This is a genomic window from Streptomyces umbrinus (assembly GCF_030817415.1).
GTDB lineage: Bacteria > Actinomycetota > Actinomycetes > Streptomycetales > Streptomycetaceae > Streptomyces > Streptomyces umbrinus_A.
In genome coordinates this window covers 8090619-8104699 of the sequence record NZ_JAUSZI010000002.1, presented here as the reverse complement: position 1 = coordinate 8104699, position 14081 = coordinate 8090619, and the positions used below count along the sequence as shown (strand labels likewise).

Below are 14081 nucleotides of genomic sequence, written 5' to 3'. Positions count from 1 at the left end.
TCGGCGGGTGTCGGTGAGCGTAAGTGGGTGTGATGAGGGCGTGATGGGGGTGTCAGCCGGGGATTCCCGCGGCGAGCAGTTCCACGAAGCCGATGTCCTCGTTCGCGACGCCGAAGACCTCGGCCCGCTGGAGGGTGCGCTCCGCCCAGGCGCGGTGCGGCTTCACTTCGTTCATCTTGTTCGTGTACGCGGACCGCAGCACGCCCCCGCCGCCCCGCTCGGGCCGCAGGATGTCCTGGGCGTCGCTGAACTCCTCGTGACTGACGACGGACAGCGCGTGCACGGGCAGGACGTGCGAGGGGTGGATGCAGGTCTTGCCCTGCAGTCCGTTGGCCCGGTCGAGGGAGATCTCCCGCAGCAGCCCGTCCATGTCGTGCTCTATCAGCAGGGCGCGCAGGTCCTCGGCCTCCGGGGTGAAGGGGCTGCGCCGCAGCTGGGGCTTGAACATGCGCTCCTGGACCCTGAAGTACTCCCAGACGGGCCCGGTCACCGTGAATCCGGTGCCGTCGGCCCTGCCGAGCACGTTCACCACGTCCGCGATCACGGACGCGACGATCTGCACGTCGTACGCGGTCATGTCGGGCGCCCTGCGCAGTCCGTACGCGGAGCAGAAGTCGGTGACGCCGAGCCGCAGCGCGAGCACGCGGTCGCGGTACTTGTCGACGGCCCGGAAGATCCCGTCGAGGGTCTCCGCCCGCGACTCGCGGTACAGCAGATCGGGCGATTCCAGGACCGGCATCGCGAACAGCCGTCGTCCGCTCGCGGCCTCGGCCGCGGTGAGTGCCTCCAGGAACGGGATCCCCCGCTCCTCGGTGAACTTCGGCAGTACGAATCCGGACAACAGGCGGACGGATTCGCCGAGCCGCCGGACCAGGTCGGGGATCTGCTCGGGCGCTCTGACCCGGACGAACAGCAGCGGAAGCTCGGTCTCCGGGCATCGTTCGGCCAGGTCGGCGAATTGCCGGACCAGGTTCGCCTCGGCTTCCGGAACCTCCGCGTCGTCGATCGAGTCCTCCAGGCACAACACCATCGAGACGACACCGCGGCCGGTCTGCTTCACGATGTCGTCGGCCAGCTTCGGCCTGGTGGCAGGGCTGTAGAGGGTGGCTCCGAGAGCCACGGCCAGCATTCTGGCCGGGGAGTCCGCGGTGAACACGCACGGCTCCTGGTGGAAGAGGCGTTCCCGCACCTCAGGGGCGATGTGCCCGAAATGACGCATGAGTCTCCCCCGGGGCGGCTAGGCGGCCTGACGATATGTGGCCGGTAATAGTACGTAGAGATCCATGTCAAGGGTTCCCACCGGGCATGAAATTCAGGTAACGCAGGCAAACACCATTGTGTCTCCCGTCCGCGGATCGGGCCGGTCGGGAAGTCACCCCGCGTTGTCGTGACCAGGACCGAGAAGGCAGGATGACCGCATGACGCACGCGATGCTGAAGGGGTCGAACGTCCCGCTGGACGCCACTGCGGTGCGCGCCGTGCTGCGCTGGACGCCGGGACGGGGTGTCCCGGACGTGGATGCCTCCGCGCTGCTCCTCGGCCTCGACGGTCGTGTGCGGTCCGACGAGGACTTCGTTTTCTACAACCAGCCCCGGCATCCCTCGGGCAAGGTCTGGCGACTCGGCAAGAAGCGCGTGAACGAGGGTCTCGCCGAGGGGCTCACCGACACGATTCAGTCGGATCTCGTCGGCGTTGACAATGGAGTGGGCCGAATTCTCCTTGTCGCTTCGGCCGACGGCGTCACCTTCGACCGGGTCAGCGCCCTGCGGATCCTGCTGTACGACGCCGTTCTCGGGGACGCCGAGCCGGTGGCGTACTTCGACATCAAGCCACAGACCGGCGAGGAGACCGCGCTGGTCTGCGGCGAGCTGTACCGCCGCGGCGAGGGCTGGAAGTTCCGGGCGCTCGGCGAGGGCTATACGAACGGCCTGCAGGGGCTGGCCTCCGACTACGGCATCTCGGTGGACGAGTCCGAGGTCGGGGACCCGTCGGCGTCCGCCCTGCCCGGCCCGCCCGCCGGCGCGCAGCCGCTGCCGCTGCCGCCGGAGCAGCCCACGCAACTGCCCCCGATGCCCCAGCAGCCGTCGTACGGCTATCCACCGGCCGCGGCGGGCCCGGAGCCCACCCGGCAGCAGCCGCCCGCCGTGCAGCCCGCCTACGGCTACCCACAGCCCACCAGCCAGCCCGCCTACGGCTACCCGCAGACGGCCCCGTCCCAGCCCGCCCCGGCAACCGCCCACTCCGGCTACGGCTACCCCCAGCCGGTGGCCCCCCTCCCCGACCCGGACTTCAGGCTGCCCCCACAGGGCCCCCAGTTCATCGGTCGATAGAGGGCGCCCTGGGGCGCCCGAAGGGGCGCGGGGAACTGCGCGACAAGCCACAGACGACCCGCAGCCGCCACCGAACCGGACCCCCCGAGCCCTGAGGCGCCCCCGCCAAGCCCAGCGGCAGCGCGTGGTCAGCGGTCGGCTTTCGTCTTGTAGCCGCGACCCCACTGCAGGCCCCAGCCGTAGAGCCGGTCGAGCTCCGCCTGGAACCCGTACACGAACTTCACCTCGCGACGCACCACCAGTTCGTTCTTGACGTTCTCGATCATGACCACCGCGCAGGACCTGGCCTGCGAGTGCCGTTCGTCGAGGCCGATCTCGATCCGGGGCCCGTTGCTCGGGAAGAGCGTCACGATCGCGTGCGTACGGTCGAATGCGGGGGTCTGGTCGTAGATGTAGACGAAGACCAGGAGCCGCTTTATCTGCTCGCGGTGATCGAGGTTGACGAAGATCGTCTCGCCCGAGCCGGAGCCGAAGCGGTCGTCACCGCTGAGTTTCACGTACGGCGCGCCGTTGAGCTCGCCCAGAAAGCCGCCCAGTGGCTGTACGACTCCCTTGGTGCCGTCCGCGAGCTCGTACATGCAGCCCAGGTCGAGGTCGACGTTGACCATGCTCTGGGTGTGCGCCTGCACCACGTCCGGCTTGAAGGCCTTGAAGGGGTGGCGCAGCAGGCTGTCCCGCTGGGAACCGCCGATGTCGGAGGTGCGCATCCGCCAGGACAGGTTGATGCGGAGGTTGCCGGTGGCGGCGCCCTGTTTGGTGAGCGAGATGGTCTGGTTCCGTTTGGTCAGTTCTATGGCGTTGGTCGCCGCGCTGCCCGAGTCGAAGTCCGTCGACCGGCCGCGCCACAAGCCTTCCCAGAAGCTCATTCCCGCCCCCACGCTTCCCTGTTCACCTCGATGAATGCGCCGGGGCGGCCGCGAGGAATCCCTCGACGGCCGCCCCTCACAGAGCGTTCCTCACTCGAAGCGGTGTCACACCCCGGACGAGATCTCAGCCTTGTCGTCCGAGGCCTCAGCTTTTCCCTCTGCGGCCGCGATCGCCCGGTTGCGGCGCACGGAGGACCAGAAGGACCAGGCGATGAGGACGACACCGATGAGGCCGGTGACGATCTCGTTGACCTCGAAGCGGATCGTGATGAGCAGGATGCCGGCGAGGGCGCCGATCGCGTAGTGCGCGCCGTGCTCCAGGTAGACGTAGTCGTCGAGGGTGCCCTGGCGGACCAGGTAGACCGTGAGCGACCGGACGTACATGGCGCCGATGCCGAGGCCGAGGGCCATCAGGATGATGTCGTTCGTGATGGCGAAGGCGCCGATGACGCCGTCGAAGGAGAACGACGCGTCCAGGACCTCGAGGTACAGGAACATGAAGAAGGCGGCCTTGCCGACGAGTGCCCCCGCGGAGACCTGCTTGCCGCTGCGCTTGGCCTCCTCCTCTTCCTCGTGCTCGCGCTCCTCCGCTTCCTCGAGACGGTTCTCGAAGAAGCCGGAGAGCCCGCCGACCACGAGGTAGGTGATGAGGCCGGCGATGCCGGAGAGCAGGACCGTCTCCGCCTTGTCGGCGGACCCGGCGTGCAGGTGGGCCTTCGGGGCGAGGTACAGCGCGGTGATCAGCAGGACGATCAGGGCGATGCAGGCCGACAGCATGTCGACCTTGCCGAGCTTGGCCAGCGGGCGCTCCAGCCAGCCGAGCCACTTGATGTCACGGTCCTCGAAGATGAAGTCGAGGAAGATCATCAGCAGGAACATGCCACCGAAGGCCGCGATCGACGGGTGGGCGTCCGTGACCAGTTCCTGGTAGCGGTCGGCGTCGTTGAGCGCCAGGTCGACCGCCTCGATGGGGCCGAGGGAGGCGCTGATCGCGACGATCACGACGGGGAAGACGAGCCGCATTCCGAAGACGGCGATCAGGATGCCGACGGTGAGGAAGATCCGCTGCCAGAAGGCACTCATCTTCTTCAGGATTCCGGCGTTGACCACAGCGTTGTCGAAGGACAGCGAGATCTCGAGGATGGACAGGATCAGCACGATCCCGAACGCGGTCCATCCGTCGATCAGCACCGCTGCGACCAAGCCGAGCGCGGTGACCGCGAACGACCAGCCGAAGGTTTTCAGAACCACTGGCTACCCAATCGTGAGTATGGGGGGCTACCCCCGGACGAAGTCCGGAGGGGGTTTCCCCCCGCCGTACCCGGCTTTACGAAACATTGACCACAAAGTCTAGAGGGACGACCCCTCGGACGAGAGGGCCGGGCCACCCCAGCTGGAGAGTCGCAGGTCCAGAGGGTGCGGACGCCAGTGTCGCGCCTTCGGCCCCGCCCGCCACACTGCTTTCGGTGCACGGCGGGCGGTGGCCTCTCCTTCGGTCCCCAGGGGCACCTTCCCCGGACCCGGGCGGCCCTACGAGACGTTGACCCCGAAGTCCAGGGCGATGCCCCGCAGTCCGGACGCGTACCCCTGTCCCACCGCGCGGAACTTCCACTCCGCGCCGTAGCGGTAGACCTCGCCGAAGATCATCGCGGTCTCCGTGGAGGCGTCCTCGGAGAGGTCGTAGCGGGCGAGTTCCTGGCCGTCGGCCTGGTTGACGACGCGGATGAAGGCGTTGCTGACCTGACCGAAGGTCTGGCCGCGGTTGTCGGCGTCATGGATGGAGACCGGGAAGACGATCTTGTCGACGTTGGCGGGCACCTTGGAGAGGTCGATCAGGAGAGACTCGTCGTCGCCGTCGCCCTCACCCGTGAGGTTGTCCCCGGTGTGCTCGACCGAGCCGTCGGGGCTCTTGAGCTGGTTGTAGAAGATGAACCACTCGTCACCGAGCACCCGCCCCGAGTTGCACAGCAGCGCGCTGGCATCGAGGTCGAAGTCTGCTCCGGTGGTCGAGCGTGCGTCCCAGCCGAGCCCGATCATCACCTGTGTGAGGTTCGGTGCGGCCTTGGAGAGGGAGACATTGCCCCCCTTGGCGAGCGTGACGCCCATGATCCTTGTCCTCCCCGGTCAAGCCATTGGGTTGTCGAGCACGTCCGGCGCCGCACTAGGAGTGTGCGACGCCGGACGGAAAAAAGGTGAAGCGGTTTGAAGCTGCCCGGGGCCGGACCACGACCCCGGGGTGGCTCAGACGTTGACGCCGAAGTCCTGCGCGATGCCGCGCAGACCTGAGGCATACCCCTGACCGATGGCACGGAACTTCCACTCCGCGCCGTGGCGGTACAGCTCGCCGAAGACCATCGCGGTCTCCGTGGAGGCGTCCTCGGAAAGGTCGTACCGGGCGATCTCCGCCTCGCCCGCCTGGTTCACGACGCGGATGAACGCGTTGCGCACCTGGCCGAACGACTGCTGGCGGTTCTCGGCGTCGTAGATCGAGACCGGGAAGACGATCTTCTCGATGTCGGCCGGGACGCCGGCGAGGTTGACCTTGATCTGCTCGTCGTCGCCCTCGCCCTCACCGGTGGTGTTGTCACCGGTGTGCTCGACCGAGCCGTCGGGGCTCTTCAGGTTGTTGAAGAACACGAAGTTGGCGTCACTGCTGACCTTGCCCTCCGCGTTCGTCAGGATGGCGCTGGCGTCCAGGTCGAAGTCGGTACCGGTGGTGGTGCGGATGTCCCACCCCAGACCGATGATGACCGCGGTCAGTCCCGGGGCCTCCTTCGACAGCGATACGTTGCCGCCCTTGCTGAGGCTGACTCCCACGAGTCCTCCCATTGGTGTCCAGGGGCGGTGCGCCCCGTAGTGCGTTGGTATCGGATCAACGTGTCGATCCTAGTGAGGGGTTCCCCACCGCCGCAGGCCCTGGGCGTGAAGAATCCCAGAGTGTCGGCATCACAGGCCGGTCACGGAGCCGGGATCAGGCCTGGGTCATACCGGGATCACGTCCGGATCACAGGCCGTCGAGCGCCGTCACGTACGCGTTCAGGTCACGGGCGTCCGGCAGGGCGTTGACAACGGTCCAGCGGACGATGCCCTCCTTGTCGATGACGAAGGTGCCGCGCACCGCGCAGCCCTTGTCCTCCGCGAAGACCCCGTACGCGCGCGAGACCTCGCCGTGCGGCCAGAAGTCGGACAGCAGCGGGTACTCCAGGCCCTCCTGCTCGGCGAAGACGCGCAGGGTGTGGATGGAGTCGTTGGAGACGGCGAGCAGCTGGGTGTCGCGGTCGGAGAACTTCGGCAGGTTGTCCCGCAGGGCGCAGAGTTCGCCCGTGCAGACGCCGGTGAAGGCGAAGGGGTAGAAGAGCAGCACCACGTTCTTCGCGCCGCGAGAACCGCGAAAATCCGAGAGCTTCACGGTGGCGCCGTGGTTGTCCTTCAGCTCGAAGTCCGGGGCCTTGTCGCCGACCTCGATCGTCATCGTCCTGCATCCCTTCCATGGGCCGTTCGGGGCACCCACCCTACGCAGAGACCTCTTTTCGCCCCCGCCGCCCCTACCCATTCCCGTCCCTGACTCAGGGGCTCCGCCCCCGAACCCCCGCTCCTCAAACGCCGGAGGGGCTATAAGATTGCGCAGTTCCCCGCGCCCCTTTTAGGGGCGCGGGGAACTGCGCGACCAGCCACAGCGCACCCGCAGCCGACGACGAAAGCCGGAAGCCGGAAGCCGGGAGACGAAAAACGGGGGCCCAGGGGTGCCAACCCCTGAACCCCCGCCCCACTCAGCGGAGCGTCACCGCTTTGACTTGGCCGCCTTCGGCGTAGCCAGCCGGGTCCCGCTCCAGTCCTTCCCCACGCTGATGCTCTTGGTCTGGGACAGACCCGCGGTCGTCGCGGCTTCCGCGATGTCGCTGGGCTCCACATACCCGTCTCGGCCGGTCTTCGGCGTCAGCAGCAGGACGGCGCCGCCCTCTTCGACGTACGTGGTGGCATCCACCAGCGCGTCCGTCAGGTCGCCGTCGTCGTCACGGAACCAGAGCACTACGGCGTCGGCGACGTCGTCGTACTCCTCGTCCATGAGCTCGCTGCCGATGACTTCTTCAATGGCCTCGCGGAGCTCCTGGTCGACGTCGTCGTCGAAGCCGATCTCCTGGACCACCTGCTCGGGCTGGAATCCCAGCCTGGTGGCCAGGCTCGTCCGCTCCTCCGCGTGGTCCGCGGTCGCGCTCACGGGTTGCCTCCTGATCATGTTCGGTAATGGGGTCTCCCCCTGCTCGGGCGAAGCCTGGAGCTTGGGGAAGTTCAAGCCACGCGCGTGCGCGAAGCATTGGCCGTAGTCCACACGGGCGGGGCGGATCGCGCAAGTACCCGGCCGTCGGGACCGCCGAAACGGTGACGATCCCGACCGTGTCGCCGCAACTCCAGGCAGGGAATCCTGGCCATTGGTGACGCACACCACACCAATCTGCCCCATTTGTGGATTTACGAACCCTACGAGGGTACGGGACTCGAAAGGCTTTGCGGTACGCGTCACGGGTCGGGCGTATCGTTGCGATTTGCCGGGCCCGCCCTTGGGGAGACGGGACGAACGTCTCGGTTACCTCTCGGTAGAGATGACGTTTCCGCCCCCGAGGTACACGATGGGGAACGGTGCAGAGACCCAGGTAACCAGAGAGACCCCCCAAGAAAAAACCGGGAAAAACCGAGAAAAAGCGGCCCCCTGAGAGCGAAGGAACAGCGTGGCTTCCGGACCCGATCGCAACCCGATCATCATTGGCGGCCTTCCGAGTCAGGTCCCTGACTTCGATCCAGAAGAGACCCAGGAGTGGCTCGACTCCCTCGACGCCGCCGTCGACCAGCGGGGCCGGGAGCGGGCCCGCTATCTCATGCTGCGGCTGATCGAACGGGCCCGCGAGAAGCGCGTGGCCGTGCCGGAGATGCGCAGCACGGACTACGTCAACACCATCGCCACCAAGGACGAGCCGTTCTTCCCCGGCAACGAGGAGATCGAGCGCAAGATCCTGAACGCGACCCGCTGGAACGCGGCCGTGATGGTGTCCAGGGCCCAGCGCCCCGGAATCGGCGTCGGCGGTCACATCGCCACCTTCGCGTCCTCCGCCTCCCTCTACGACGTGGGCTTCAACCACTTCTTCCGCGGCAAGGACGAGGGCGACGGCGGCGACCAGATCTTCTTCCAGGGGCACGCCTCCCCCGGAATCTACGCCCGCGCGTTCATGCTGGACCGGCTGAGCGAGCAGCAGCTCGACGCCTTCCGCCAGGAGAAGTCAAAGGCGCCGAACGGCCTGTCGTCGTACCCGCACCCGCGGTCGATGCCGGACTTCTGGGAGTTCCCGACGGTCTCGATGGGCCTCGGTCCGCTCGGCGCGATCTTCCAGGCGCGAATGAACCGCTACATGGAGGCGCGCGGTATCGCGGACACCTCCAAGTCCCACGTTTGGGCGTTTCTCGGTGACGGCGAGATGGACGAGCCCGAGTCGCTCGGCCAGCTGTCCATCGCCGCGCGCGAGGGCCTGGACAACCTCACGTTCGTCGTCAACTGCAACCTCCAGCGCCTCGACGGTCCTGTGCGCGGCAACGGAAAGATCATCCAGGAGCTGGAGTCGCAGTTCCGCGGCGCCGGCTGGAACGTCATCAAGCTGGTCTGGGACCGCAGTTGGGACCCGCTGCTCGCGCAGGACCGCGACGGCGTGCTCGTCAACCAGCTGAACACCACGCCCGACGGACAGTTCCAGACGTACGCCACCGAGACGGGCTCGTACATCCGCGAGCACTTCTTCGGTCACGACCACCGGCTGCGGGCGATGGTCGAGAACATGACCGACGACCAGATCCTGCACCTGGGCCGCGGCGGTCACGACCACAAGAAGGTCTACGCGGCGTACGCGGCGGCCAAGGCGCACAGCGGCCAGCCGACCGTGATCCTCGCGCAGACGGTCAAGGGCTGGACGCTCGGCCCGAACTTCGAGGGCCGCAACGCCACGCACCAGATGAAGAAGCTGACGGTCGCCGACCTCAAGGGCTTCCGCGACCGGCTGCACCTGCCGATCTCCGACCAGGAGCTGGAGTCCGGCGCGCCGCCGTACTACCACCCGGGCCGGAACTCGGAGGAGATCCAGTACATGCACGACCGCCGCAAGGGGCTCGGCGGGTACGTCCCGACGCGCGTCGTGCGGTCGAAGCCGCTCGCGCTGCCCGAGGACAAGACGTACGCGAGTGTGAAGAAGGGTTCGGGTCAGCAGTCGATCGCCACCACCATGGCGTTCGTACGGCTGCTCAAGGACCTCATGCGGGACAAGGAGATCGGCAAGCGGTTCGTGCTGATCGCGCCCGACGAGTACCGCACGTTCGGCATGGACTCGTTCTTCCCGAGCGCGAAGATCTACAACCCGCTCGGCCAGCAGTACGAGGCCGTGGACCGCGATCTGCTCCTCGCGTACAAGGAGTCGCCGACCGGGCAGATGCTGCACGACGGCATCTCCGAGGCGGGCTGTACGGCCTCGCTGATCGCGGCCGGTTCGGCGTACGCCACGCACGGCGAGCCGCTCATCCCGGTGTACGTCTTCTACTCGATGTTCGGTTTCCAGCGCACCGGCGACCAGTTCTGGCAGATGGCCGACCAGTTGTCGCGCGGCTTCGTACTGGGCGCGACCGCCGGTCGTACGACTCTGACCGGTGAGGGTCTGCAGCACGCGGACGGGCACTCGCAGTTGCTCGCCTCGACGAACCCGGGGTGCGTCGCGTACGACCCGGCCTACGGGTTCGAGATCGCGCACATCGTGAAGGACGGGCTGCGGCGGATGTACGGCTCGTCCGACGAGCACCCGCACGGCGAGGACGTCTTCTACTACCTCACCGTCTACAACGAGCCGATCCAGCACCCCGCCGAGCCCGAGGGCGTCGATGTCGACGGCATCCTGAAGGGCATCCACCGCTTCGCGGAGGGCACTTCGGGCTCCATCCCGGCACAGATCATGGCGTCCGGTGTCGCCGTACCGTGGGCCGTCGAGGCCCAGCGGATGCTCGCCGAGGACTGGAACGTACGGGCCGACGTCTGGTCGGCGACCTCCTGGAACGAGCTGCGGCGCGAGGCCGTCGAGGTGGAGCGGCACAATCTGCTGCACCCCGAGGAGGAGCAGCGCGTTCCCTATGTGACACGGAAACTGTCCGGGGCGCAGGGGCCGTTCGTCGCCGTCTCCGACTGGATGCGGTCGGTTCCGGACCAGATCGCTCGCTGGGTGCCGGGGACCTACCAGTCGCTGGGCGCCGACGGATTCGGCTTCGCCGATACCCGGGGGGCTGCCCGGCGGTTCTTCCACATCGACGCGCAGTCGATCGTGGTGGGGGTGCTGACGGAGCTCGCGCGCGAGGGCAAGGTCGACCGGTCCGTGCTCAAGCAGGCGATCGATCGGTATCAGTTGCTGGATGTGGCTTCTGCGGATCCTGGTGCTGCGGGTGGGGATGCGTAGCGCTCCGCGTCGGTTCGGTTGTCGGGTGCGGGTGCGTGGGGGCTTGTCTCGCCCACGCGGCGGAGCCGCACATCGATACAGCCCCGCGCCCCTAAAGGACCAGGGGCGCGTCTGACCAGGTGCGTCTAGCACAGTGCGGTAGGGGTGGTGTGGCCGTGGGTCACGCCGCCCCTTCGCGTTTTCTACTATGCGCGCATGAAGCAGCAATCGGCGCAGGACCGTTGGGAGCAGCGTACGCAGCGGCCCTTGTTCGGGCTTGCGGTGGCGTTTGCCGTTGCCTATGCCGTGCCGATCGTGTGGCCCGAGGCCACGCGGGAGGTGACCTCCTGGTGCACGAGGGTGGAGTGGGCGGTCTGGGGGTTGTTCGCCCTGGACTATCTCGTACGGCTCGTTCTCACCGACCGGCGGCGGGAATTCGTCCGTACGCACTGGCTCGATCTGTGCGCGGTGCTGTTGCCGCTCATCCAGCCGATCCGGCTGCTGCGGCTCGTCTCCACGTTGCTGCTCGTCGGGCAGCGGGCCCGGATGGCGCCGCAGATACGGCTGACCACGTATGTGGTGGGTGCGGTGGTGGCGTTGCTGATGTTCGGCTCCCTCGCCGTGCTGTCCGTCGAACGCGAGTCGCCCGAGGGCAACATCAAGACGCTGGGTGACGCCGTGTGGTGGTCGTTCACCACGATGACGACCGTGGGGTACGGCGATCACGCTCCGACCACCGGGCTCGGGCGGATGATAGCGGTCGGGCTGATGCTGTCCGGGATCGCTCTTCTCGGTGTCGTGACCGCCAATATCGCCGCGTGGTTCATATCGCGGTTCGAGTCGGACGATGTGGAGGAGCGGCGGCAGACCGCGGCGATCGAGGCGCTGGCGGAGGAGGTACGGGCCCTGCGGGCGCAGGTTGCCGCGTTGTCCGACTCGGCGTCTGTCGCTGCGGAGGAGCAGTTGCGCTGAGCAGTGTGCGGTTGTTCGTCGGGTGCGGGTGCGTGGGGGCTGGTCGCGCCCACGCGGCGGAGCCGCACATCGATACAGCCCCGCGCCCCTTAAAAACAGGCGGTTGCCGGCGCCCCTTGTCTTTTAGGGGCGCCGGCAACCGCGCGACCAGCCACACACGACCCGCACCCGACGACCAGCCGCAGCACGGTCCTTCACTGTCCGGCTAGAACATCCCGGTGCCCGGGCCTGCCGTTCCGGCCATCCAGACGATCGCCAGGATCGTGTCTATCGCGCCCAGTACCAGTGCGATGAGCGCCGGCAGTGGGCGGGCGCCGTTCCAGCGGCGTCCCATGGCCAGCCATCCGCAGGCGATCGCCAGTGGGCCGAGGATGATCCCCAGCACGAAGAATCCGGCGACCGCGCAGATGACTCCGATGATTCCGAGCGTCGCGCGGTCCGGCCCGCTCCGTGACCCCGTACGGCGACGTGAGCGAGGGTGTTTGCGCGTGGTGTGACCGAAGCCCGCCATCATCAACTCCCTGGACCTCTGAGCCGGCCGCATGCCGGCCGGTTCGGGCTCGGAAGCCGGGTACCCCGGTCCGTTCGGTTCAGACCCGTACTTTTTCTCCCACCGCTTCCGCGGCGCGCTGCCCCCCTCCGGCAGCGCGCCCCGGCCTCACCGAACTGCCCGGTTCGTACGGATCAGTTGAGAGAACTCTGACCTGCGGCACGACCGATATGAAAGTCATACGGAACGGCGTCACCCTGATAGGCGAAAGCCCCGCCGAGTGAACTCGACGGGGCCGGGCCGAAGATGGCCGACAGAGACAGACGAAGAGCGGACTAGATGTGTCCGACTCCCGCGCCCGCTTCCGCGTTGGCCCCCCGCTTGGTGAGGAAGGCGACGAAGATGGCCACGAAGGCGACGCCGGCCGCGACGAGGCTCGCCAGGCTCATGCCGGAGATGAACGTGTCGTGCGCGACGCCCGTGATCTTCTCGGCGATCTCGGCCGGCGTGCCCGGTGCCACCGGCGCGGCGCCGACCTGGACCGCCTCCTTGGCCTGGTCGAGCTGGACCGGGGTGAGCTGCGGAAGGCCCGCGCCCGCCCAGTTGCCCGCGAGGTCGCCGTCGACCTTGGAGGCCATCACGGCACCCAGGACCGCCGTACCGAGGCTGCCGCCGATCTGCATCGCGGCCTGCTGGAGACCGCCGGCGACACCGGAGAGCTCCATCGGCGCGTTGCCCACGATGACCTCCGTGGCGCCGACCATGACCGGCGCGAGGCCGAGACCGAGGAGCGCGAACCAGATCGACATGAGCCCGCTGCTCGTGTCCGTCTCCAGCGTCGACACACCGAACATGGCGATGGCCGTGAGCGCCATGCCGCCCGCGAGCGGGATGCGCGGTCCCGTCTTGGTGATCATCGCGCCGGCCAGGGGCGAGCCGACGATCATCATGCCGGTGAGCGGCAGGAGGTGCAGGCCCGCGTCGATCGGGCTCATCCCGTGCACGTTCTGCAGGTAGAAGGTGACGAAGAACAGGCCGCCCATGAAGGCGATCGCCATGAGCACCATCAGGACCACACCGGCCGACAGCGCCACGGAGCGGAAGAGCCCGAGCGGGATGAGCGGCTCGGCGACCCTGTTCTCCCAGTACGCGAACAGCGCGAAGCCGAGCACCGAGATGGCCAGGAACGACCACGTCATGACGTCGCCCCAGCCCCACTCGGGGGCCTTGATGAGCGCCCAGACCAGGCAGAACATGGCGCCGGACAGCAGGCCGATACCGGGGAGGTCGAAGGAGCGCGGCGCGTTCTCCGCGCGGTGGTCGGTGAGGATCACCACGCCGAGGACGACCGCGATGATGCCGACCGGCACGTTGATGAAGAAGACGGACTGCCAGCTGACGTGCTCGACGAGGACACCGCCGAGGATCGGGCCGCCGGCCGTGGAGGCGCCGATGACCATGCCCCAGATGCCGATCGCCATGTTCAGCTTCTCGGCCGGGAAGGTGGCGCGCAGCAGACCGAGCGCGGCCGGCATCAGCAGTGCGCCGAACAGGCCCTGGAGCACTCGGAAGACGACCACGAAGGCGATGCTGTCGGAGAGGCCGATGGCCCCCGAGGCGGCCGCGAAGCCGACCACGCCTATCAGGAAGGTCTGCCGGTGGCCGAACCGGTCGCCGAGCTTGCCCGCCGTGATCAGCGTGACGGCGAGCGCGAGGAAGTAGCCGTTGGTGATCCACTGAACGTCCGCGAAGCTGGCGTTCAGGTCCTTCTGGATGGCCGGGTTGGCGATGGCCACGATGGTGCCGTCCAGGGCCACCATCATCACGCCCACGGCCACGGTGAACAGGGTGTACCAAGGGTGGCCGCGCAGCCCCTTGCCCGGGGTCGGACCGGGGGCGGCGGGCGGGGCCTTGTCGGCCGGGCCGGTCGTGTCGACGGTGGTCTGACTAGTCATGCACCGAGGCTAAT

The 14081-nt window shown here is 67.8% G+C and carries 12 protein-coding genes; 3 read left to right on the top strand and 9 right to left on the bottom strand.

What is annotated here, in order from left to right:
* Positions 1-52: 52 nt before the first annotated feature.
* Complete coding sequence (locus QF035_RS35790) at positions 53-1219, bottom strand: HpcH/HpaI aldolase/citrate lyase family protein (protein ID WP_307524854.1); 1167 nt, start codon at positions 1217-1219, stop codon at positions 53-55.
* 199 nt (positions 1220-1418) lie between these two features.
* Between QF035_RS35790 and QF035_RS35785 the strand changes: the two genes are divergently transcribed.
* A complete protein-coding gene (locus tag QF035_RS35785; protein WP_307524852.1) occupies positions 1419-2330 on the top strand; it encodes a TerD family protein in 912 nt (303 codons plus the stop codon).
* Positions 2331-2458: 128 nt separating this feature from the next.
* Here the strand turns inward: QF035_RS35785 and QF035_RS35780 are convergent, their stop codons facing one another.
* The 6 genes from QF035_RS35780 to QF035_RS35755 all read right to left on the bottom strand — a co-directional run bounded on the left by QF035_RS35780 (position 2459) and on the right by QF035_RS35755 (position 7415).
* Positions 2459-3196: a TerD family protein gene (locus QF035_RS35780; protein WP_307524850.1), complete on the bottom strand. Its 738-nt coding sequence runs from the start codon at positions 3194-3196 to the stop codon at positions 2459-2461.
* 105 nt (positions 3197-3301) lie between these two features.
* On the bottom strand, positions 3302-4447 hold the full coding sequence (locus QF035_RS35775) for a DUF475 domain-containing protein (RefSeq protein ID WP_307524848.1): 1146 nt from the start codon (positions 4445-4447) through the stop codon (positions 3302-3304).
* 279 nt (positions 4448-4726) lie between these two features.
* A complete protein-coding gene (locus QF035_RS35770; protein ID WP_055617906.1) occupies positions 4727-5302 on the bottom strand; it encodes a TerD family protein in 576 nt (191 codons plus the stop codon).
* A 135-nt stretch (positions 5303-5437) separates the two neighbouring features.
* Positions 5438-6013 (bottom strand): TerD family protein, encoded by a 576-nt coding sequence (locus QF035_RS35765; RefSeq protein WP_055617911.1) that lies wholly within the window; start codon positions 6011-6013, stop codon positions 5438-5440.
* Positions 6014-6200: 187 nt separating this feature from the next.
* Entirely contained in the window at positions 6201-6668 is a 468-nt protein-coding gene (locus QF035_RS35760; protein ID WP_307524846.1) for a peroxiredoxin, read from the bottom strand.
* Between the two features lie 309 nt (positions 6669-6977).
* The gene (locus QF035_RS35755) at positions 6978-7415 is read right to left on the bottom strand and encodes a DUF3052 domain-containing protein (RefSeq protein WP_055611766.1); all 438 of its coding nucleotides are present in this window, start codon (positions 7413-7415) and stop codon (positions 6978-6980) included.
* Positions 7416-7923: 508 nt separating this feature from the next.
* On the opposite strand from QF035_RS35755, the gene aceE reads away from it, so the two are divergent.
* Entirely contained in the window at positions 7924-10671 is a 2748-nt protein-coding gene (gene aceE / locus QF035_RS35750; protein ID WP_307524843.1) for a pyruvate dehydrogenase (acetyl-transferring), homodimeric type, read from the top strand.
* Between the two features lie 195 nt (positions 10672-10866).
* Positions 10867-11622: a potassium channel family protein gene (locus QF035_RS35745; protein ID WP_307524841.1), complete on the top strand. Its 756-nt coding sequence runs from the start codon at positions 10867-10869 to the stop codon at positions 11620-11622.
* Positions 11623-11827: 205 nt separating this feature from the next.
* On the opposite strand, the gene QF035_RS35740 is transcribed toward QF035_RS35745, so the two are convergent.
* Positions 11828-12136 carry a small hydrophobic protein gene (locus QF035_RS35740; RefSeq protein ID WP_307531689.1) on the bottom strand — a complete coding sequence of 103 codons (309 nt, stop codon included), beginning with the start codon at positions 12134-12136 and terminating at the stop codon, positions 11828-11830.
* 311 nt (positions 12137-12447) lie between these two features.
* A complete protein-coding gene (locus QF035_RS35735) occupies positions 12448-14067 on the bottom strand; it encodes an MFS transporter (protein WP_307524839.1) in 1620 nt (539 codons plus the stop codon).
* Positions 14068-14081 lie beyond the last annotated feature (14 nt).

Bases quoted from the DNA above. Each gene is read 5' to 3' on its own strand.
- QF035_RS35740 (WP_307531689.1), bottom strand. From the start codon at position 12,136: ATGATGGCGGGCTTCGGTCACACCACGCGCAAACACCCTCGCTCACGT.
- QF035_RS35770 (WP_055617906.1), bottom strand. From the start codon at position 5,302: ATGGGCGTCACGCTCGCCAAGGGGGGCAATGTCTCCCTCTCCAAGGCC.
- QF035_RS35735 (WP_307524839.1), bottom strand. From the start codon at position 14,067: ATGACTAGTCAGACCACCGTCGACACGACCGGCCCGGCCGACAAGGCC.
- QF035_RS35790 (WP_307524854.1), bottom strand. From the start codon at position 1,219: ATGCGTCATTTCGGGCACATCGCCCCTGAGGTGCGGGAACGCCTCTTC.
- QF035_RS35785 (WP_307524852.1), top strand. From the start codon at position 1,419: ATGACGCACGCGATGCTGAAGGGGTCGAACGTCCCGCTGGACGCCACT.
- QF035_RS35745 (WP_307524841.1), top strand. From the start codon at position 10,867: ATGAAGCAGCAATCGGCGCAGGACCGTTGGGAGCAGCGTACGCAGCGG.
- QF035_RS35760 (WP_307524846.1), bottom strand. From the start codon at position 6,668: ATGACGATCGAGGTCGGCGACAAGGCCCCGGACTTCGAGCTGAAGGAC.
- QF035_RS35780 (WP_307524850.1), bottom strand. From the start codon at position 3,196: ATGAGCTTCTGGGAAGGCTTGTGGCGCGGCCGGTCGACGGACTTCGAC.